The 20,158-nt window shown below is 67.9% G+C and carries 20 protein-coding genes; 10 read left to right on the top strand and 10 right to left on the bottom strand.

The genetic code is table 11. The annotated features are described in order from the left end of the window. Positions 1-3: 3 nt before the first annotated feature. The 3 genes from DA1_RS20925 (at position 4) to DA1_RS20915 (ending at position 2,878) form a co-directional block, all read left to right on the top strand. Complete coding sequence (locus tag DA1_RS20925; protein ID WP_034395972.1) at positions 4-894, top strand: SDR family oxidoreductase; 891 nt, start codon at positions 4-6, stop codon at positions 892-894. Between the two features lie 17 nt (positions 895-911). After that, a complete protein-coding gene (locus DA1_RS20920) occupies positions 912-1,724 on the top strand; it encodes a crotonase/enoyl-CoA hydratase family protein (protein ID WP_034395976.1) in 813 nt (270 codons plus the stop codon). A gap of 260 nt (positions 1,725-1,984) precedes the next feature. Beyond that, entirely contained in the window at positions 1,985-2,878 is an 894-nt protein-coding gene (locus tag DA1_RS20915) for a 3'-5' exonuclease (RefSeq protein ID WP_034395978.1), read from the top strand. On the opposite strand, the gene DA1_RS20910 is transcribed toward DA1_RS20915, so the two are convergent. Then, on the bottom strand, positions 2,875-4,053 hold the full coding sequence (locus tag DA1_RS20910; RefSeq protein WP_013801535.1) for a GGDEF domain-containing protein: 1,179 nt from the start codon (positions 4,051-4,053) through the stop codon (positions 2,875-2,877). The two genes, DA1_RS20915 and DA1_RS20910, sit on opposite strands and share 4 nt — an antisense overlap. 315 nt (positions 4,054-4,368) lie before the next feature. On the opposite strand from DA1_RS20910, the gene DA1_RS20905 reads away from it, so the two are divergent. Then, positions 4,369-5,658 (top strand): O-acetylhomoserine aminocarboxypropyltransferase/cysteine synthase family protein, encoded by a 1,290-nt coding sequence (locus DA1_RS20905; protein WP_034395982.1) that lies wholly within the window; start codon positions 4,369-4,371, stop codon positions 5,656-5,658. A gap of 64 nt (positions 5,659-5,722) precedes the next feature. Here DA1_RS20905 and DA1_RS20900 read toward each other — a convergent pair whose 3' ends face one another. From DA1_RS20900 to DA1_RS20885, 4 genes are all read right to left on the bottom strand, one after another. Next, positions 5,723-6,775, bottom strand: coding sequence for a hypothetical protein (locus DA1_RS20900; protein WP_034395985.1), 1,053 nt, complete (start codon positions 6,773-6,775; stop codon positions 5,723-5,725). Between the two features lie 86 nt (positions 6,776-6,861). Next, positions 6,862-8,160, bottom strand: a complete 1,299-nt coding sequence (gene egtB, locus DA1_RS20895; protein WP_034395988.1) for an ergothioneine biosynthesis protein EgtB — start codon at positions 8,158-8,160, stop codon at positions 6,862-6,864. Continuing rightward, positions 8,147-9,205, bottom strand: coding sequence for an L-histidine N(alpha)-methyltransferase (egtD, locus tag DA1_RS20890; RefSeq protein ID WP_034395990.1), 1,059 nt, complete (start codon positions 9,203-9,205; stop codon positions 8,147-8,149). The genes egtB and egtD overlap by 14 nt, the downstream gene beginning before the upstream one ends. 388 nt (positions 9,206-9,593) lie before the next feature. Next, positions 9,594-10,208, bottom strand: coding sequence for an OmpW/AlkL family protein (locus tag DA1_RS20885; RefSeq protein ID WP_013801530.1), 615 nt, complete (start codon positions 10,206-10,208; stop codon positions 9,594-9,596). A 230-nt stretch (positions 10,209-10,438) separates the two neighbouring features. Between DA1_RS20885 and DA1_RS20880 the strand changes: the two genes are divergently transcribed. From DA1_RS20880 to DA1_RS20870, 3 genes are all read left to right on the top strand, one after another. Further along, the gene (locus tag DA1_RS20880) at positions 10,439-10,954 is read left to right on the top strand and encodes a sigma-70 family RNA polymerase sigma factor (RefSeq protein ID WP_034395993.1); all 516 of its coding nucleotides are present in this window, start codon (positions 10,439-10,441) and stop codon (positions 10,952-10,954) included. Beyond that, positions 10,951-11,988: a FecR family protein gene (locus tag DA1_RS20875; RefSeq protein ID WP_034395995.1), complete on the top strand. Its 1,038-nt coding sequence runs from the start codon at positions 10,951-10,953 to the stop codon at positions 11,986-11,988. The genes DA1_RS20880 and DA1_RS20875 overlap by 4 nt, the downstream gene beginning before the upstream one ends. 102 nt (positions 11,989-12,090) lie before the next feature. Continuing rightward, complete coding sequence (locus tag DA1_RS20870; protein WP_034395998.1) at positions 12,091-14,562, top strand: TonB-dependent siderophore receptor; 2,472 nt, start codon at positions 12,091-12,093, stop codon at positions 14,560-14,562. A 253-nt stretch (positions 14,563-14,815) separates the two neighbouring features. Here the strand turns inward: DA1_RS20870 and DA1_RS20865 are convergent, their stop codons facing one another. Continuing rightward, entirely contained in the window at positions 14,816-15,226 is a 411-nt protein-coding gene (locus tag DA1_RS20865; protein WP_051940936.1) for a hypothetical protein, read from the bottom strand. 163 nt (positions 15,227-15,389) lie between these two features. Here DA1_RS20865 and DA1_RS20860 point away from each other — a divergent pair, with 163 nt between their 5' ends. Together DA1_RS20860 and DA1_RS20855 are read left to right on the top strand one after the other, a co-directional pair. Next, the gene (locus DA1_RS20860; protein WP_034396000.1) at positions 15,390-15,647 is read left to right on the top strand and encodes a helix-turn-helix domain-containing protein; all 258 of its coding nucleotides are present in this window, start codon (positions 15,390-15,392) and stop codon (positions 15,645-15,647) included. A 173-nt stretch (positions 15,648-15,820) separates the two neighbouring features. Then, a complete protein-coding gene (locus DA1_RS20855; RefSeq protein ID WP_034396003.1) occupies positions 15,821-16,441 on the top strand; it encodes a glutathione S-transferase family protein in 621 nt (206 codons plus the stop codon). On the opposite strand, the gene DA1_RS31565 is transcribed toward DA1_RS20855, so the two are convergent. Then, a complete protein-coding gene (locus tag DA1_RS31565; RefSeq protein WP_373861121.1) occupies positions 16,392-16,766 on the bottom strand; it encodes a hypothetical protein in 375 nt (124 codons plus the stop codon). The genes DA1_RS20855 and DA1_RS31565 overlap by 50 nt on opposite strands. 292 nt (positions 16,767-17,058) lie before the next feature. Between DA1_RS31565 and DA1_RS20845 the strand changes: the two genes are divergently transcribed. Continuing rightward, positions 17,059-17,313 (top strand): hypothetical protein, encoded by a 255-nt coding sequence (locus DA1_RS20845; RefSeq protein WP_034396005.1) that lies wholly within the window; start codon positions 17,059-17,061, stop codon positions 17,311-17,313. A 37-nt stretch (positions 17,314-17,350) separates the two neighbouring features. Here DA1_RS20845 and DA1_RS20840 read toward each other — a convergent pair whose 3' ends face one another. The 3 genes from DA1_RS20840 to DA1_RS20830 form a co-directional block, all read right to left on the bottom strand. Continuing rightward, a complete protein-coding gene (locus tag DA1_RS20840) occupies positions 17,351-18,157 on the bottom strand; it encodes a tetratricopeptide repeat protein (RefSeq protein ID WP_034396007.1) in 807 nt (268 codons plus the stop codon). Positions 18,158-18,189: 32 nt separating this feature from the next. Next, positions 18,190-18,798, bottom strand: coding sequence for a hypothetical protein (locus tag DA1_RS20835; RefSeq protein WP_034396009.1), 609 nt, complete (start codon positions 18,796-18,798; stop codon positions 18,190-18,192). A gap of 307 nt (positions 18,799-19,105) precedes the next feature. Further along, positions 19,106-20,083: a DUF808 domain-containing protein gene (locus DA1_RS20830; RefSeq protein WP_012206642.1), complete on the bottom strand. Its 978-nt coding sequence runs from the start codon at positions 20,081-20,083 to the stop codon at positions 19,106-19,108. Positions 20,084-20,158 lie beyond the last annotated feature (75 nt).

Here is a 20,158-nt window from a genome sequence, read left to right as displayed (position 1 = left end):
GCCATGACCCTCGACGACCTCATCTACAAGCCCGGCCTGCTCAAGGGCGAACGCATCCTCGTCACTGGCGGCGGCACCGGCCTGGGCCGTGTCATGGCCGAGGCCTTTCTCATGATGGGCGCCGACATCCACCTGTGCGGCCGGCGCGGCGCCGTGGTCGAGCAGACAGCGCAGGAGCTGATGCAGCAGCACGGCGGCCGGGCCGTAGGCCATGCCTGCGACGTGCGCCAGCCCGAGGCCGTGGAGCAGATGATCGAGGCCATCTGGGCCGATGGCGGCGCGCTCACGGGCCTGGTCAACAACGCGGCCGGCAACTTCGTCAGCCGCACCGAGGACCTGTCCATGCGCGCCTTCGACGCCGTGGCCAACATCGTCATGCGCGGCAGCTTCAACCTCACGCTGGAGTGCGGCCGCCGCTGGCTGGCCGAGGGCCGCAAGGCCAGCGTGCTGTCCATCCTCACCACCTGGGTCTGGAACGGCTCGGCCTTCACCGTGCCCTCGGCCATGGCCAAGTCGGGCGTGCATGCCATGACGCAATCGCTGGCCGTGGAATGGGGCAACCGGGGCATACGCTTCAACGCCATCGCGCCGGGCCTGTTCCCCACCGAAGGCATGAGCGCGCGGCTGAACCCGCAGGGCGGCGAGCATGTGCGCGCCGACAACCCCATGGGCCGCAACGGCCGCATGCCCGAACTGGCCAACCTGGCCGTCTTCCTCATGAGCCGCCAGGCCGAGTACCTGACGGGACAGACCATTGCCATAGACGGCGGACAATACCAGGCGACGGGCGGCAACTTCGCCGGGCTGGCCAGCTGGAGCGATCAGGACTGGGCGAATGCGCGCAGCGCCATCGAATCGCGCAACGCGGCCGACCGCCAGCAAAGAACCGCATAGACACAAGGAGACAAGCCATGAGCCAAGAACGCGTGCGCATATCGGTGGACCACGGCGTGGCCGAGGTGACCCTGGCCCGGCCCGACAAGATGAATGCGCTGGACCCCGCCATGTTCGACGCACTGATCGACGCATTGGCGCGGCTGCGGGACACGCCCGGGTTGCGCGCCGTGGTGCTGCATGGCGAAGGGCGCGCCTTCTGCGCGGGCCTGGACATGGGCAGCATGGCCGGCATTGCCGACGGCCAGCAGACGGCGGACATGACGGACCTGGCCGCGCGCACGCACGGCATGGCCAACCGCTTCCAGCAGATCTGCTGGGGCTGGCGCGAACTGCCCGTGCCCGTGATCGCCGCCGTGCACGGCGTGGCCTACGGCGGCGGCCTGCAGCTGGCCCTTGGCGCGGACATCCGCCTGGTGGCCGATGATGCGCGGCTGTCCATCATGGAAATCAAGTGGGGACTGGTGCCCGACATGGCCGGCTGCGCGCTGGCCGCGCCGCTGGTGCGCGGCGATGTGCTGCGCGAACTGGTCTACACCGGCCGCGTCGTGCCCGGCCCCGAGGCCGTGGCCCTGGGCCTGGCCACGCGCGTGAGCGCTGCGCCGCTGGAGGAAGCGCGCCATCTGGCCCGCCAGATCGCGGCCAGCAGCCCGCACGCCATACGCGCTTCCAAGCGCCTGATGCAGCTCAGCGAAACCGCTTCTCCCGCAGACATCCTGCTGGCCGAGGCGCAGGAGCAGCAGGCCCTGCTGGGCAGCCCCAACCAGGCCGAGGCCGTGCGCGCCGGCCTGGAAAAGCGGGTGCCGGTATTCAACGATCAAGGCCTTTAGACACCTTTTGAAACAGCCGCCGGACCCTGCATCGGGGTCCGGCGCAGCCATCCGCAAATACCCTTATTCGACGCCCTTTCGCCACTGCGCTGATTTTTTAGGCATTCCGTGGAAAGCCTTGCAGGGCGCGGATTCGGCAAGTTACACCCGGAGTTTTCCACAACTCCGTCCACACGCACCGGGGATAAAAACCCGGTGCCTGAGGGGCATGCAAGTGCAGGCATACTTGACGGCTTGCCTCGGCTTCCCCCTCTTTTCCCATGCCCCGCCTGCACGCTCCCAGCAAGGATGACAGCCGCCTGCTGCCGCCTTTTGCCGCCCTGCCCGAGCGCTGCATCCACGTGCCCGCCACCGACGCCGAATTCGCGGCCGCACGCGCTGCGCTGATGGCGGCTCCCGTGCTCGGTTTCGATACCGAGAGCAAGCCGCTGTTCCACGCCCACCAGACCGACACCGGCCCCCATGTGGTGCAGTTGGCCACCTGCGACCAGGCCTGGCTGCTGCAGCTGCACCATGCGCAGGCACGCGCGCTTGCGGCCGACGTACTGGCCAGCGAGTCCATCTGCAAGGCCGGTTTCGGCCTGGACCATGACCGCAGCGCGCTGCCCGCGCGCCTGGGCGTTGCGCTGCACAACGTGATCGACCTGGACCGCGTGTTCAAGCGCCACGGCTATGCCAGCTCGGTGGGCGTGCGCGCGGCCGTGGCCCTGGTGCTGGGGCAGAACTTCCACAAGTCCAAGAAGATCTCCACCTCCAACTGGGCTGCACCGCAGCTGAGCCTGGCCCAGCGCCACTACGCGGCCAACGACGCCCACGGCGCCGCCATGGTGCATGCCGCCCTGCCCGCCTGGGAACAGCGCCAGCCGGCCGTGGCCGAACGCCCGGCCAGGCCCGCCAGGCCTGCGCCTGAACCCCGCGGCCCCGGCAGCTCCAGCGGCCCGCGGGGACCACGCAGGGCCCACGCGCCACGCGAGCAGGACGCACCGCGCGAGCCGCATGTGTCGCACGAGCAGCATGTGTCGCACAAGCCGCACGAGCCGCATGAGCCACATGCACCGCGCGAGTCCAGCGCCCCACGCTCATCGCCACGCCCTTCCCGCACCCCACGCCTGCTGCAGGCGCCGGTCACACCGGGCAAGCCAAGCCCTGGCTAGGCCTCTTCCTCTTGCGGCACCAGCCGCACCCGGTCGCGGCCTGCGCGCTTGGCCTCGTAGAGCATGGCGTCAGCACGCGCCAGCGCCTGCTCCAGCGTCTGGCCCTGGGCCATCCAGGCCACGCCAAAGCTGGCCGTGATGCGTATGTCGTCGGGCAGCGCGCTGAAGCCCATCAGGCGCAGCTGGGTCTGGATGCGCCGGGTTATCCATTGCGCGGCCAGCGGGTCGGCGTGCGGCAGCAGGGCCACGAACTCCTCCCCGCCAAAGCGTGCAACCAGGTCCTGCTGGCGTGTGCTGCGCAGCAGCAGGCGCGCAAAGCGCTGCAGCACCTCGTCGCCCGCCGCATGGCCCCAGCCGTCGTTGACCCGCTTGAAATGGTCCAGGTCGCACACCAGTACGGCGGCCGACAGCTGCGGCTGCTCGGCCAGCCGGCGCTGCACGGCCTCCTTGAAGGCGCGCCGGTTCAGCAGCCCGGTCAGCGGATCGCGGTCGCGCTCCTCGTGCAGCTCCTGCACGGTGTCGCGCACCGCCGCGGCCAGGAATAGCATGGCAAACAGCAGGCCGAACACCAGCAGGCTCAACTGCAGCGCCATCCACGAGGAAGAAATGCCCAGCCATTCCCCGGCTGCGCTGGCCGATACCGAAGCAGCACGCGGCGTCACCCACAGCGTGCGGACGAAAAAGCTCAGCGCAAAGACCACGAACACCCACAGCAGCAGCCGGTCCCAGCCTGTGCAGGGATGCCTGCGTGGCAGCCGCCACAGCGGCAGGGCCAGCTGCAGGCCCAGGCCGAAATTGAGCACATGCTGGCGCGCCTGGGCATCGGGCACGGCCCAGGCGTAGTAGCCCAGCACCACCAGCACCGCGCCGCCAAAGCCGGCCGCCAGCGGTGCATCGGGGCGCACGCCCTGGCGTATGGCCATGGCCTCGGTGATGAACCAGGCCGCGCACAGTTGCAGCGCGGCCGTCGTCAATGCATTGACGGGAACGGCCGCAGGCCGCTCCAGGATCTGCAGCAGCAGCGCCAGGCTGAAGCCGGTGAAGGCGAAGGACATGCTGCGCAACTCGCGCCGGGCACGCAGATGCCGCCAGCAGACATAGAAACAGCCGGCCAGCAGCAAGGTGCACAGGGGCACCGCCAGCGCCAGAAGATGTCTTGCTGTCAACGTCACCATCAACTCCCTGATGGAGTCTAGCGATCAGGTCACGTTACAACACATCGTTAACAAAAATACACATTCACTCACGGTCCTGGGAATGTCAGGCTGGGCATATCTGCCCGTGGCAGAGGAGCAACCGGGCTGCGGCGTATATGTTCGTAACCAACGCATCGTTGGGCACCGGAGGCCGGCACGCCACAATGCCAACCGTCCTCCGCTAGTAAAACCTCAGGACTTACGCAAACAGGATGCGGGAACGCGCCGCTCCCCATGGCAAATGGCCCGCCCGTACCCTTCTTGCGTAAGCCGTCACCAGAAAGGCAATCTTCCATGCGCATCGAAACCCTGGCCGTCCACGCCGGCTACTCGCCCGACCCCACCACCAAGTCGGCCGCCGTGCCCATCTACCAGACCGTGGCCTACGCCTTCGACAGTGCCCAGCATGGCGCCGACCTGTTCGACCTCAAGGTGGCCGGCAACATCTACACGCGCATCATGAACCCCACCACCGACGTGCTCGAAAAGCGCGTCGCGGCGCTGGAAGGCGGCATTGCCGCCGTGGCCGTGGCCTCGGGCATGGCCGCCATCACCTATGCCATCCAGGCGATTGCCGAGGCCGGCGACAACATCGTCTCGGCCAGCACGCTCTACGGCGGCACCTACAACCTGTTCGCCCACACCTTTCCGCAGCAGGGCATCACGGTGCGCTTTGCCGATCCGCGCGACCCGGCCAGCTTTGCCCAGCACATCGATGAAAAGACCAAGGCCATCTTCATCGAGTCCATCGGCAACCCGCTGGGCAATGTCACCGACATCCGCGCGCTGGCCGACGTGGCCCACGCCCATGGCGTGCCGCTGATCGTGGACAACACGGTGCCCAGCCCCTATCTGCTGCGCCCCATCGAGCACGGCGCCGACATCGTCGTGCACTCGCTGACCAAGTACCTCGGCGGCCACGGCAACAGCGTGGGCGGCGCCGTCGTGGACAGCGGCAAGTTCCCCTGGGCCGAGCACAAGACACGCTTCAAGCGCCTGAACGAGCCCGATGTCAGCTACCACGGCGTGGTCTACACCGAGGCCCTGGGCGAGGCCGCCTACATCGGCCGCGTGCGCGTGGTGCCGCTGCGCAATACCGGCGCCGCGCTGTCGCCGCACAACGCCTTCCTCATCCTGCAGGGCATAGAGACGCTGGCCCTGCGCATGGACCGCATCTGCGAGAACACCCAGAAGATCGCCGAGACGCTGCAAAAGCATCCCAAGATCGAATGGGTGCGCTACGCTGGCCTGCAGGACCATCCCGACCACGCCCTGGTGAAGAAGCAGCTGGGCGGCCGCGCCTCGGGCATCCTCTCCTTCAGCCTCAAGAACGGCAGCGGCGACAGCGACACGCGCGCCGCCGGTGCGCGCTTCCTGGATGCGCTGCAGCTGTTCACGCGCCTGGTCAACATCGGCGACGCCAAGTCCCTGGCCACGCACCCGGCATCGACCACGCACCGCCAACTGGACGCGGAGGAGCTTGCCAAGGCCGGCGTGACCGAAGGCATGGTGCGCCTGTCCGTGGGCATCGAGCACATCAGCGACCTGCTGGCCGACCTGGAGCAGGCGCTGGCCAAGGTCTGATTCCCGCGCAAGGGCTGGCCGGACTGCGCGGCGGCCCGGCCCTTGCAGGCAGGCCCCTGGCCTGTCAGCGCCGCTTGGCGCGCTCCCGCACTTGCTGCGAGGAGTAGAAGATCAGCGGATCGGGCGTGCGTTGCGGGTTGGCGCAGGGCTCGATGGCATGGCCCTTGGGCGGGGCGCAGCGGGCCAGGTCGCGCAACTGGGCCTGGGTGCGTTCGGCGTGGCGCGCGGCGGTCTCGCCTTCGGACGGGCGGCTGCCGGGCACGATGAGGCGCAGCTCCATCTTGCGGATGGCAGGCTCCACGGCATAGGTGCCCTGGTACTGCATCACCACGCGGCGCTCGGCCAGGTCTACCGTGGCCAGCACGGCGCGCATGGGCACGGGAATCATGGCGCCCGACTGGTAGCGCACCAGCACGAAGGGCGCAAAGGGCTTGGGAATCTTCAGCTCCAGTGTCTGGCCCTTGCCGCCGCGCGCATCGGCGCGCACGCGCAGCTGCCCGCCGTCGGGCAGGTAGCGGTCCAGCCGCCAGCCCGTGGATACACGCTGCGCACCCACGCAGGGCGCGTAGTAGTACTCGGTGGCATCAGCATCCTTGCCGGTGTAGAGCATCTGGGCACCTTCATGCTCGGTGAGCGCCTTGGCGGCCACGTCCGCACCGTCGGCCCTGGCGCCAACCAGCGTGCCGCCCCGCACGAACACGCCCGTGTACGGGAACCAGGTGGTGCGCTGGTTGGCGACGGCGCCATAGGGCTTGCATTCGGTGGACATGCTCTGGTCCTGCATGTCGGCCTGGGGTGCCATGGGCTCGCCGCCGTGGCCGCCTCCCTGGTCGGCCAGGCTCAGGCGGCCATCGGCCTCGATGGTGAACGTGGCCTTGGCCACCATGGAGTAGTAGCGGCCGGCAGCGTCTTCGCCGATCAGCAGCAGGCTGGGCAGGGGCGTGAGGTTGGCCACCTCGGGTTCGGCGTGCGGCGCATCGGCCGGGGCCTTGGCGGGCACCTCGGGCCGGGGCTGGTCCTGTGGCTGGCTGGGCGCCGGTGCCTGGGGCGGCGCAGTGGCGCAGCCGGCAAGGACCAGGGACAGCGGCATGGCAAGAACAAGCGAACGCAACAACATGGAACTCCCTCGGATCATTGAGGCCGACGATGCTACTGCATGCGCCGACGCGCGATGCAATGCCAGGCAACGCGGCACGGGCAGGCTCAGGCCAGATCCCTTGCCAGCCGAAGGCCGGTCATCTGCCAGCGCGCCTGGGTGGGGAAGAAATTGCGGTAGCTGGCGCGCGCATGGCCGGGCGGCGTGAGGCAGGAGCCGCCACGCAGCACGTACTGGTTGACCATGAACTTGCCGTTGTATTCGCCCACCGCGCCCTCGGCCACCACAAAGCCCGGGTAGGCGGTGTAGGCCGACTGGGTCCACTCCCAGACCTCGCCCAGCGCATGGCTGCCGGGCTGCATGGCGCACGGGTGCACGGGGCCGGGCGGCTCGCCGTGCTGCGGGCGCTGCGCCATCTGCGCGGCAAGGGCCGCCTCCCATTCCGCCTCGGTGGGCAGGCGCGCGCCGGCCCAGCGCGCATAGGCATCGGCCTCGAAGTAAGAGAGGTGGCAGACGGGCCTGCGCCCGTCCAGCGCCAGCGCGCCATGCAGGCTGAATTCCTGCCACATGCCGTCCATCACGCCACCGGCCTGGCGCCGCCAGTACCACGGGTGCTCCAGCTGCTGCGCGCAGCGCCAGTCCCAGCCTTCGGCCAGCCACCACTGCGGCTGGGCATAGCCGCCATCCTTGACGAAGCGCAGGAACTCGGCATTGCTCACGGGCCGCTGCGCCATCTCGCAGCCCTGCAGGAACACCTCGTGGCGCGGGCGCTCGTTGTCGAAGGCAAAGCCCTCGCCCGCATGGCCCACGGCATGCATGCCGCGCGGCACGGTCAGCCACTGCAGCGGCGGGGGCAATCCATCGGGCTCTTGCGGCGCAGGCACGCCCTCTTCCTGCGCCCGGTACGCAGGCCACAGCGGGTGGCAGGACAGCAGGTGCTTGATGTCGGTCAGCAGCAGTTCCTGGTGCTGCTGCTCATGCTGCAGGCCCAGCTCCAGCAGCGCGGCCAGCCGTGCAGGCGGCTGCGTGCCCCAGTCCTCGAACATCTGCAGCATGCGCTGGTCCACGGCTTCGCGGTAGGCCAGCACCCGCGCCAGCGAGGGGCGCGTCAGCAGCCCGCGCTGCGCACGCGGATGCCGTTCGCCCACCTGCTGGTAGTAGGAGTTGAACAGCACGCGGAAGTCGGCATCGAAGGGCGGCACGCCGGGCGCGTGCTCGGCCAGCACGAAGGTCTCGAAGAACCAGGTGGTATGCGCCAGATGCCATTTGGCCGGGCTGGCGTCTGGCATGGACTGCACGCAGGCATCCTCGGCCGACAGGGGCGCGGCCAGCAGCACGGTGCTCTGGCGCACGGCCTCGTAGCGCTGCACCCAGCGGAAGACGGCGGGCATTTCACGCATGGGCATGGATCACGGCAAACCACTGGCGCTCATCCGTCCAGACCTGGCAGGACCCGAAGCCCGCGCAGGCCAGCATGCCCAGGAATTCGGGCAGCGGGTACTTGTAGCTGTTTTCGGTGTGGATGGTCTCGCCGGCCGAGAAATGCCGCAGCCCCTGCGGCCAGCCCACGATCAGCGGGCGGCGCGCGCGCAGGTGCATCTCGATGCGCGAATGCTCGGCGTTGAAGAAGGCCACATGCTCCCAGTCGTCCGGGTTGAAGTCGCTGCCCAGCAGGCTGTTGACGTGGCTGAGCAGGTTCAGGTTGAAGCGCGCCGTCACGCCCTGTGCATCGTCATAGGCGGGCTCCAGCCATTGCGTGGACTTGGGCAGGTCTATGCCGATCAGCAGGCCGCCGTCGTCGTTGACCATGGCACGCATCTGGCCCAGCATGCGCTGGGCCTGTACCGGGTCGAAATTGCCGATGGACGAGCCCGGATAGAACAGCAGCCGCCCGGCCTGCGGGATATGGGGCGGCAGGGTCAGCGGCTCGGTGATGTCGGCCGTGACGGCATGGGTCTGCAGTTGCGGAAATTCCTCGGCCAGCCGCCGCACGGACTGGCGCAGGAATGCGCCCGCAATGTCCACGCCCACGAAATGCCGTGGCCGCAGGCTGCGGCACAGGCCGCGCACCTTCTCGCAATTGCCGGCGCCCAGCTCGATCAGCACCTCGCTGCCGCGCAGGGCCTCGGCCATGGCGGCGCCAGAGTCGGCCAGGATGGCGGCCTCGGTGCGCGTGGGGTAGTACTCGGGCAGCCGCGTGATCTGCTCGAACAGGTCGCAGCCGCGCGCGTCGTAGAGGTATTTGGGAGAGACCTGGGCCTGGGGCTGCATCAGCCCGTGCTGCAGTTCGGCGCGGGTCGCGCGCAGTGCGTGGTCCGCCCATTCCAGGGCCGCCTCGCGCCTGCCGCCCTGGGCGGGCGCACGCGGCGCCGAAGGCAAAGGCAGCGGCACGCGCTGGGCGCGCGATGCCAGGGCAGAGGAAGACACGGTCGAGTCGTGGGCAGACAGCATGGTGGGGGCCTCGCGTTGTGCGCCGCCCGCCGCAGCATGGTGAATGCCGCATCCCGGCTTGCAGCAGGGCGCGGTCGCCAAGGGGCGGACAGCCAATGGTGACTGACGCCTGCAAACGGCAAGCGAGCCTCGCAAGACTCGCACCGGCAGGCCGAGGCACCAGCCTAGGCGCCTGCCCATGGCATGCGGGTAGGACAGTTTCCACCGCGCGTGATTTTTTCGTGACCTGTCCGGTGGTGCGCCGCAGCATGTCCGCAGCAGGCGAAAGCGCCGGTTCGGACGAAAAAAATCCGGTATGCCGCGAACGGCATACCGGACCAAGTACCCATCCTTGCCTCACTACGCGCTGCCGGATGAAGCAGCGCGTGCCTCACTCATGATCCGGAGATCAGAAGCGATAGCCCAGTCCCACACCGACCAGCACCGGGTTCACCTTGAAGGTGCCCACCTTGGTGCCGGCGGAGCTCACGTCCGTTTCAATGAAGACCTTCTTCACGTCGAAATTCAGCGACCAGTTCTTGTCCAGCGCGTAGTCGAAACCGATCTGCAGCGCGCCGCCGAAACTGTTCTTCTTGATCGAGGGGTTCAGCGCGGCCTGCACGGCAGGGTTGAAGCTCACGCTCGAAAAGCGGGTGTAGTTCACACCGGCGCCGACGTAGGGCTTGAAGGCGCCGAAATTGGTGAAGTGGTATTGCGCCAGCAGCGTGGGCGGCAGGTGCTTGAGGCTGCCGATCTGGCCCAGGCCGTTGGCACGCAGGTCGTGCTTTTGCGGGTAGGTCAGCACCAGCTCGGCAGCGATGTTGGGCGTGAAGAAGTAGGACACGTCCAGTTCGGGCATCCACTTGTTGTTGATCGACAGACCCAGACCCGTGCTGTCCTTGTTGGCGCTGTCCAGATTCACGGCGCGCACGCGCACCATCCAGGGGCCTTCGGCCTGCTGCGCAAACGCGGCACCCGACGACAGGGCGCAAACGGCAGCAACGGCGAGCAGAGTTCTTTTCATGATGGAGAGTCTTGGAGTAGCCCGGGGCAAATCCCGTAGCTGTATTGCATCAGGGGCGGACGTGGCCGATCTTGTCCTAGCTCAAACCCGAAGGTGCGCAGCCCCGCATGGCCGGATCGCGTTGGATGCATGCAACGCATTGCGCGGCGGGCCAGTTGCGGGCAGGCTGCAGCCATTGCTCAAATAGAATGCGAATCATTATCAAATCCGCATTCCCAGGAACCCGCCCCATGGCCGCCGCGCCTTCGCACCCCGACATCGCCCTGCTCTACAGCGACCACCACGGCTGGCTGGTGGGCTGGCTCAGGCGCAGGCTGGGCAATCCCTGCGATGCGACCGACCTGGCCCAGGACACCTTCGTTCGCGTGCTGGGCAAGCCCCAGTCCCTGCATGGCGTGCGCGAGCCGCGCGCCTGGCTCACCACCATCGCCCACGGCCTGGTCGTGGACCACACCCGCCGCGCCGCGCTGGAGCGCGCCTGCCTGGACGCCATCGCCAGCCTGCCCGAGCCGCTGGCGCCCTCGGCCGAGGAGCGCCATCTGCTGATCGAATCCCTGGTGCGCATGGACAACCTGCTGGCCGGCCTGCCGCCCAAGGCCCGCAGCGCCTTTCTGCTCTCTCGCCTGGAAGGCCTGAGCTACCCGGAAATCGCCCTGCAGCTGGGCGTGTGCCTGAGCTCCGTCGAGAAATACATGGCCACCGCCATACGCCACTGCCTTGCCCTGCGCAAGGAACTGACGGCGTGAGCACGGACCAGGCCCCCCAGGCGCTGGAACAGGCCATTGCCTGGGCCGTGCGGCTGGCCTCCGGCACGGCCACCGATGCCGACCGCGCCGCCTGCCAGGCATGGCGCAGCAGCCACGCCGCGCACGAACAGGCCTGGCAACAGGTCCAGGCGGTGGAGGCCCAGTTCGCCCTGCCCGCCGGCCAGGCGGGACTGGCCCACGGCGTCCTGCGGTCCGCTGGTCCAGGTCCGGCGCGAGGCCGGCGCGCAAGCCTGCAGCGGCTGCTGTTCCTGGGCCCCGCGGCCCTGCTGCTGGGATCCATGGCATGGCGTTGGGCTGCACCGCGCGAGCAGATCGCGCTGGACACGGCCATCGGTGAGCGCCGCAGCACCCTGCTGGCCGACGGCAGCCGCCTGCACCTGGCACCGGACACGCTGGTGCAGGTGGATTTCACCTTGCTGCGCCGCGTGGTCCGCCTGGCACGCGGCGAGATCTTCATCGACACCGGCAGCGACCCGCGCTCCCTCGCGGGCCGACGCTCCTTCTGGGTGGAAACGCCGCTGGCCCGCTTCGAGGCCCTGGGCACCAGCTTCGGCGTGCGCCACGAAAAACACCCGGACACGGCCACGCGCCTGTACGTCACCGAGGGCCGCGTGGCCATCCATGTCAGGGCGCTGGACGGCACTGCGCCAGGCCCCCTGGACGCCATCGTCGCCACCTCCGGCGAAACCCATGTGCTGCACGCCGGCCAGCACCGCCCTGTGCGCCTGCCCGACGAAGGCCTGGTGCCCGACGCATGGACCGACGGCGTACTGGTCGCCCGCCGCATGCGCCTGGACGCCTTCGTGACCGAGCTGTCACGCCAGACCGGCATTCCCATGGAATGCGCCGACGACGTGGCTGCCCTGCATGTTTCAGGCGTATTCCAGCTGGACGGGCCGGATCCGGCGGGTCGTGCGCTGGCCGCCATTGCCCGCACGCTGCCTGTGCGTGTGGAGCGCGGACAAGGAGCAGCCAGCGGTGCCCACAGCGCCATGCGCCTGGTCAAAGCCTGATCCGGAATTTTTTCAGGCAGTCATTACGGGTTTCACACCGCCCGTTCGGCATAGGAGCAAAGACATCGCTTTTTCCTTTGCCGTTTCTCAAGGACTGCCTCCATGCCCAGCCTGCCCAGTACCCGCCACGCTGCCCATCCGCCCTCCTGCACACGCCCCACGGCCCTGGCCACGCAGGCCTTGGCGCTGGGCCTGTTGATCACGCTGGGCCTGCCAGCGACCGCTCTGGCCCAGAGCCCGAGCTCCGCCCCGGATGCCAGGTCCATCCGGTTCGACCTGCCGGCCGGTGATCTGGAGACCAGCCTGCACAGCCTTGCGCGCCAGGCAGGCATCACCCTCTCGTTCGATCCAGCCCTGGTCCAGGGCCGACAGTCGGCGGCGCTGAGCGGTACGCGCGGCTTGCAAGAAGGGCTTGCCGCCCTGCTCGCCCCGCACCAGCTGCAGGCCACGCGCACGGCCGAAGGCGGCTGGGCCGTGCACCGTGCGCGGCCCGGGGCCGCGGCCGAGCATGCACTGCCTACCGTGAACGTGCTGGCCGATGCCGAGCATGAAAGCGCCTGGGGCGCCGTGCCCGGCTACGCGCCGCGCCGCAGCGCCTCGGCCATGAAGATGGATGTGCCGCTGCTGGAGACGCCGCAGCAGGTCAGCATCATCGGCGAGGCCCAGATCCGCGACCAGGCCATCTCCAGCGTGGCCGAGGCCGTGCGCTACAGCGCGGGCGTGCGTCCCATGGACTACGGCGTCACCGATGACGACGTGGCCGTGCGCGGTTTCTATCTGACCGGCACGGGCCTGTACCGCGACGGCATGCGCATGGTCCACAACGGCTTCATGACCAACCTGGAGCCATATGGGCTGGAGCGGCTGGAAGTCGTGCACGGCCCGGCCTCGGTGCTGTACGGCCAGTCCGCGCCCGGTGGCCTGATCAATGCCGTCACCAAGCGCCCGCGCGCCGGCATGCAGCGCGAAGTGGGCGTGGAATTCGGCAGCCACGACCGGCGCCAGCTCACGGCCGACATCGGTGGCGCCATCAATGAACAGGGCACGGCACTGGCCCGGCTGACCGTGCTCAAGCGCGAATCGGGCACGCAGTGGAATGGCCTGCGCGCCGATCGCAGCTACATCGCCCCCTCCTTCACACTGTTGGGCGAGCGCACCAGCCTCACCCTGCTGGCGCAGTATCAGGAGGACGAAACCGGCTTCGTCATCCCCTACTACCGCCAGACGCCTGCGGGCTGGTCGGCCACGGACATCAACGTCAGCGGACCGGGATCTGGCCACCACAAGCGCAATGCCAGCGTGGGCTGGCTGCTGGAGCACCGCCTGAACGACCAGCTCACGCTGCGCAACAACCTGCGCTACCTGGACGGCCGCAACGACCGGCGCGAGATGCGCAACCGGGGCCTGACGGCCGACCAGCGCGGCATGGCACGCCTGGCCATGGTGCGGCCCGACGCCGAACAGACCTGGGTCATGGACACGCAGATCGAAGGCCGCCACCGGACGGGTGCCGTCTCGCACCAGTGGGCCGTGGGCTTCGACTACTACCGCTCCAGGCTCGACTGGCGCATCTACTCGCTCAACGGCGCCGTGGCGCCGCTGGACCTGGTCAACCCCATCCACATCGCGCCGAACTGGAATGACAACTACCTCAGCGACCGCGCGCTGGCCCGCACGCACCAGGCGGGTCTGTACGTGCAGGACCAGATCAAGTTCGGCGAGCGCTGGGTGCTCAGCGCCGGCCTGCGCCGCGACAGCGCACGCATAGACACCGACTACGACGCGCGCGCCGCAGCCAACGCGCCCTTCGCCATCACCACCGTGCGCCGCACCGACAGCGCCGTCACCGGGCGGCTGGGCCTGATCTACCTGGCGCCCAGCGGCCTGGCTCCCTATGTGTCCTTCAACAACTCCTTCCAGCCGCCGCTGACCACGGTCACGGCCACCGACGCCAACGGCAGGCCCTACGAGCCCGAGACCGCGCGCCAGTTCGAGGCCGGCCTGCGCTACGCGCCTCCATCGGCCGGCTACACGCTCAGCGCCGCCGTGTTCGACCTGCGCAAGCGCAATGTGCGCACGCCATCCACACTCAACCCTCGCTTCGACGTGCAGACCGGCGAAGTGCGCAACCGGGGGCTGGAGCTGCAGGCCCAGGGCGAGATCGGCGGCGGCTTCTCGGCCATTGCGGCCTATACCTACCTCGACTCCAGGGTCACGCGCAGCAACAACGCCATCGAGATCGGCGCGCGCCCCGGCGCCACGCCGCGCCATGCCGCATCGCTGTGGGGCAAGTACCAGCGCGGCGCCCTGGAGCTGGGCCTGGGCCTGCGCCACATCAGCGCCACGCCTGGCGAGCTGCCCATGGACGGCGTGAAGACCCCCATGAACGACGCCTACACGCTGTGGGACGCCATGGCCGCCTACACCACCGGCCCGTGGCGCTTCTCGGTCAACCTCAGCAACCTCACCGACAGCCAGTACCGCACGCAATGCAACACCTTCCGTGGCGGCGCGCAATTTTGCGCGCTGGGCTTCGGGCGTGAGGTGCGTGTGGCTGCGGCCTATCGGTTCTGAGTGCCTCCATTGCTGCCCGCCAGAGCGGGAGCAATGCAGGCCCCGCTCTTGGAACAACGCCTGGCGGACAGCAACAGACAGCCCACTCGGCATGCATCTGCAGCACGCTCGGTGCGGCTTCCATCCGGCACAGCGCATCGCGGACCTGCTCGTCTGGATCGGATGGCGTTGGATGCATGCAACGCATTGCGCGGCAGGCCAGCGGCCACCGATGTGTGATGCCGGGTTCTAGGTGCGAGGCCGTGGCTGCGGCTTACTGGTTCTCGGCGCGGCCATTGCTGCCGGCCAGGAGGGCCTCCGTGCAGGCCCCGCCCTCGGCAAAACGCCTGGCGGACAGCAACAGATAGCTCACCGCGTAGAGGATGGGATCGTCGTTGTCGTCGCCATGGAGCCGCCCGACCAGGGCGATGATCCGCCGCAGGTTCAGAGACAGATCGTTCAGCAGGCAGACCACCGGCGCGGCCATGTGCACCAGGCCCGCCGCATGGTGGGCCTCTTCGTGGTAGCGGTGCAGCAGATCACGGATAGCAGAGATTTCCGGGCTTTGCACGCGCTCGGCATGCATCTCCAGCACGCTCAGTGCAGCGCCCATCTGGCACAGCGCATCGTTGACCTGCTCTTCGCAATCGCATGGCATTGCGCCGTCGCAGTTGCATTGGTGCATTGACTACGTCCTCCCCCTGATTTGCGTGAACTCTTGCCAAGGCTTTTTTGGCGCGCGCCAACATATTTGGCTCAATCTATCGAAGCCAATGATTTTGCTGAATATATTCAACAAATCACCAATTGCCTAGAGCGAACCTTGCTGAATATTTTGAGCAAGCAACGTGGAACCAGATCAGGCATTCGGACAGGCGCTGCGCAGCCTGAGAACAAAGCGCAATTGGTCGCAGACAGACTTGGCTCTGCGCGCAGACATGGACCGTTCCTATGTGTCGTTGATAGAGTTGGGCCGCAACAGCCCAAGCATCCGCATGCTGTTTCAGCTTTGCGATGCCCTGGACATCACGCCGTCTGCATTGATCAAGGATGTGGAGAAGCGCATGAAGGTGATCGGTCAGGGCAGTGACCCGGCCGGCGATTGACGGCTCCTTTCGACAGGACAGGAAGCCGGGCGCTGTAACACCCCGGACCGGCATAAGCAAAGACGCAGATGCCGCTTGCACGCCCCTGCAATACGCACTAAGTTGGAGGGCCGGTCCGGCCATCGGCGCCGACGGCAGAATCTGCCCGTATCCCACCCCTACCCGTCTCTTTCATGACCACCCTCAAGCTCTACTACGCGCCCGGCACCTGCGCCCTGGCCACCCGCATCGCCCTGATCGAAGCCAATGCGCCGCACGAAGTCATCAAGCTCGACTTCCCCAAGGGCGAGCAGCGCAGCCCCGAATACCTGGCCATCAATCCCAAGGGCCGCGTGCCCGCCCTGGTGACCGAGCGCGGCGTGCTCACCGAAACGCCGGCCCTGCTGGCCTACGTTGCGCGCCGCTTCCCCGAGGCCCGGCTCGCCCCGCTCGACGATGCGTATGCCTTTGCCCACATGCAGGATTTCCACAGCTACCTGTCCTCCACCGTGCACGTGGCCCACGCCCACGGGCGCCGCGCAGGCCGCTGGGCCGATGACGAAGCGGCCATTGCCTCCATGCAGCGCAAGGTGGCAGCCAACATGGCCGAATGCTTTGGCGTGATCGAGCGCCATTACCTGGGCGATGCCCCCTGGGTGCTGGGCTCGGACTATTCCGTGGCCGACGCCTATCTGTTCACCATTGCCGGCTGGCTGGAAGGCGACGGCGTGGACATCGCCGGTTTCCCCAAGGTGCAGGCGCATTTCAAGCGCATGGGAGAGCGCGCTGCCGTGCGCGGGGCGCTGGGGAGCTGAGAGAGGAAGGCTGCCCGCGATACCCGCAATGAAGGTGCTTGGTCAGGTATCTATCGCAGGTTTGCGGCAGATGCCGTCCACTTGCCGATTCATCAGGAAGGAACGTTGGCGCGCAATGCCTTGCCCACATCGGCAGCGCCTCGGCCAGCACCTGGCTGCGGAAGGCCTCCGGCAAGGCACTGGGCGTCAGCCCATTGACCGACACGCCCAGCAGGCGCTGCAGTTCCTCCTGGATGGCGGCCTCATCCATCAGGGTCGCACGGTGGGACTCGACCACATGGCCAATCCCGGTACGGTTCAAAGCCAGCGCTTCGGAAGGTTTCATGCATTCCTCGCCATGCATGGCCATCGCACAGCAGATGCCGCGTCGAGTGCATCCACTCCAGGTCGCCGGGTCAAAGCGCCTTGCAACCGCCTCGGCACATCCGCCACATTCAACAGAAAATCCAGCATCTCCGAAAGCCATTCGTAAATTTCCCTTGGCAGTCCACCAAGCCCCGGGCCTCTACCGCCGTCCCCAAGCCTTGCCTACAGTCGCCAGGACAGGCAAGGGCGTTGCACAAGGCGGCGCCTTTTCGCCATTCCAGAAACGACGGATTCAGACGACAGGGTGGAGCATGCAAAGACAAGCCAGGGTGATTGCCATCAACAACCAGACGGGGCTCATCGGCCTGCAGCCGGAGGGAGAGGACTGCTGCGTGCTGGCGCAGCAGCTCGATACCCGCCCCGTGAATACGGGCCAGATGCTGTCAGGGGAGATGGACAGCGTGGGCATGGAGACGTTTGTGAACGCGCAGACGCAGGACCGCATCGAGGTCTTCGTGGAGGCCTACGGGCTGTCTGCGGAAGCCGTGGAGCTCGCCCTGCGCTGAGCGGGCTGCAGGGCGGGTGAAGGTGCAGGTGCCAGCCTCAGGGCCGCGCCCACTGCGCCAGCGTGTGCCGCGCCAGGGCCTCGACATCCAGCGGAGACTGCGGGTCTACCGCAAGCTCTCCCAGCATCACCATGGCCTCTGGGATCTGGTTGCGTTCGCGCAGCACCATGGCCTTGTTCAGGAGCAGAAAGCCGCGGGTCTCGGCATCGGGGTCGGCCTTCAGGCCGCTGTCCAGCAGGGCCAGGCGCTTGTCCGGGTCGTCCTCCAGGTGGGCGGCCGTCTTCCAGGCGGGAGCGAAGCCGGGCGTCTCGCGGGTCATGGCCAAGGCCGCCTGGCGCGTCTTGTCGCGGTCGGTTTCCCACTCCAGGGCAAGGTAGCGCAGGTAGGTGCCTTGGGGAAGCTTGCCATCACGCTCCATGCGCAGGCTGTGCAAGGCCGTCTTGGCGGTGAAGAAGCCCCTGGGCCCCAGTGCATCCACGCGCCGGTAATGCCGATAGGCCGCGTCAAAGTCCTTTTGCAGCAGGTAGGTGAATGCAGCGTCGTAGACGGGATAGGGCCAGCGGGGCGCCAGCTTCGAGGCAGTCTCGAAATGTGCCAGGGCGGCGCGGTAATCGCCGTTCTGCCCTGCAACGCGGCCCAAGGCATGGGCATCGCGCGCGGCCTGGCTGACGGGTGTGGCGGAGGGCAGCTCCCAGCTGAAGCGGCCATCGGCCTTGTCCAGGTCGCTGCGCCTGAGCACGCGGCCGGCGCTGTCCTTGAACACGATGTCGTCGGCCGCCAGGGCAGCCGCCGGCGCCAGCAGTTGCAATGCCACAGCCGCGGCAGCGAGCAAGGAGAACTTCATGGTGTATCGGGCCTTGTTGGGAAGCCCCGATATTAGGGCGCAGCCCCTGTGGTGCTGACGGCAGGCAGGGATTCCACTGCGCAGGCAGCCGGGGCAGGCCGGCTCCTGGCCCGGCCGCGCTTGCGGGCCAGGTGATTCATTTGCCATTCCAGCGATTCGGTGTCGAAGTCGAAGGCGTCGAGCAAGGCAATGGCTTTTCGGGCCTCCCTGAAGTCGATATCCGTGATGGGCGGGCTATGCCTCAGCGACAGGTCATGCTTGAGCAGCCACTCCTGCAGATCGGCCAGGGCGATGATGGAGAGGCCCTGGTTGATGAGCTGTGACGCGCTGACCTGCGCGAGCACGGCCGGCGTCAGTTGCCTGGATGAGCGCAGGCCCAGCACCTGCTTGAGCTTGGCCACCAGCGGCGTGCGCAGCTCGAACTGGGGCAGGCTCTCGAAGTGGGCCAGGGATTCGAGGTACAGCTGCGGCTCCGCTTGGATGGCGGCCAGGTCGTTGGGCAGATGCAGCAGCTCGCAGATGCGGTTGAGCGCCGTGCGCGCGCGCTCGGTGCTGAGTTTCTCGGCCCTGCCCGCTTGCGCGAGCGTGCAGCCGGCGATGACGGACCGCAGCACGCTGGCCTTGGTGAGGTTGGAAATCATGGAGTCCCCCTGATGAACACCCAGGGACCGGTGCGGGTGCGAATTCAGCCGCCCGGTCCCGACAACGGCTCCGCTGCGGCAATGGGCCGCTCCCGGAGCCTCGGCGGCCGGCAGGCGCAAACGCATTGCGCCGCCGCCAAGGGACAGGAGGACGCCTGGCCTTGCGGAGTTCCAGGGGAAATGCATGTGCTTGCGCCCACAGTCAAATGCGATGCGCCGAAGCGAAAATTCCATGCAAACGGGGGCCGTACGGCCCCCGTGGCGTGCCTTGCCGGCTCCAGGGCCGGCGGGCGATGTTTGCCGCGACTCAGCGGCGGCGCAGGCGCTTGATGCCTTCGACAGCCGCCAGCACGATGGCACCGGCCACGATGCCTGCCACCGCGTTGAGCACATTCACCGCCAGCACGCGCCACAGGCCGCCCAGCGCGCCCTGGGCCACGGCCTCGCCCAGGCCCTCCACGGCGTGGTGCAGCGCAGGCACGCCGTGCACGAGGATGCCGCCACCCACCAGGAACATGGCGGCCGTGCCCGCAACGGACAGCCCCTTCATCAGCCAGGGCGCGGCGGCGACGATGCCCCGGCCCAGCGCGCGGGCCGCAGCGCTGGCACGCTGGCCCAGCCACAGTCCCAGGTCATCGAGCTTGACGATGCCGGCCACCAGGCCATAGACGCCCACGGTCATGATGAGGGCAATGCCCGCCAGCACGGCGACCTGCTGCCCGAACGGCGCCGAGGCCACGGTGCCCAGGGTAATGGCGATGATTTCGGCCGAGAGGATGAAGTCGGTGCGCACGGCGCCCTTGATCTTGTCCTTTTCCATGGCGACGAGATCGACGCCCGCATCGGCATTGGCCTGGGTCAGGCGCTCGCGCTCCACGGCATCTTCCTCGGGCGAATGCAGGAATTTGTGGGCCAGCTTCTCGCAACCCTCAAAGCACAGAAAGGCGCCGCCGACCATGAGCAGCGGCGTGACAGCCCAGGGAATGAAGGCGCTGATGAGCAGCGCCGCCGGCACCAGGATGGCCTTGTTGATCAGCGAGCCCTTGGCCACGGCCCAGACCACGGGAATCTCGCGCTCGGCCCGCACGCCCGTGACCTGCTGGGCGTTCAGGGCCAGGTCATCGCCCAGCACGCCAGCCGTCTTCTGTGCAGCCACCTTGGTCATGACGGACACATCGTCGGCCATGGCCACGCTCTTGCGGGCCGCGACCTTGGTCATGAGGGCCACGTCGTCCAGGATCGCTGCAATATCGTCCAGCAGCATCAGCAAACCAGCACCAGCCATCGCATTACTCCAGTGAATTGTTCGGGGAACTTCTTTTTGCCTGGGCGCCATCATGGGGCCTGGGCATGTCCTGCC

Origin of the sequence: Delftia acidovorans NBRC 14950, assembly GCF_001598795.1 — a bacterium.
Lineage (GTDB): Bacteria > Pseudomonadota > Gammaproteobacteria > Burkholderiales > Burkholderiaceae_C > Comamonas > Comamonas acidovorans.
Note: the sequence above shows the minus strand (reverse complement) of the source record. Positions and strands in the feature narration are given on the sequence as shown.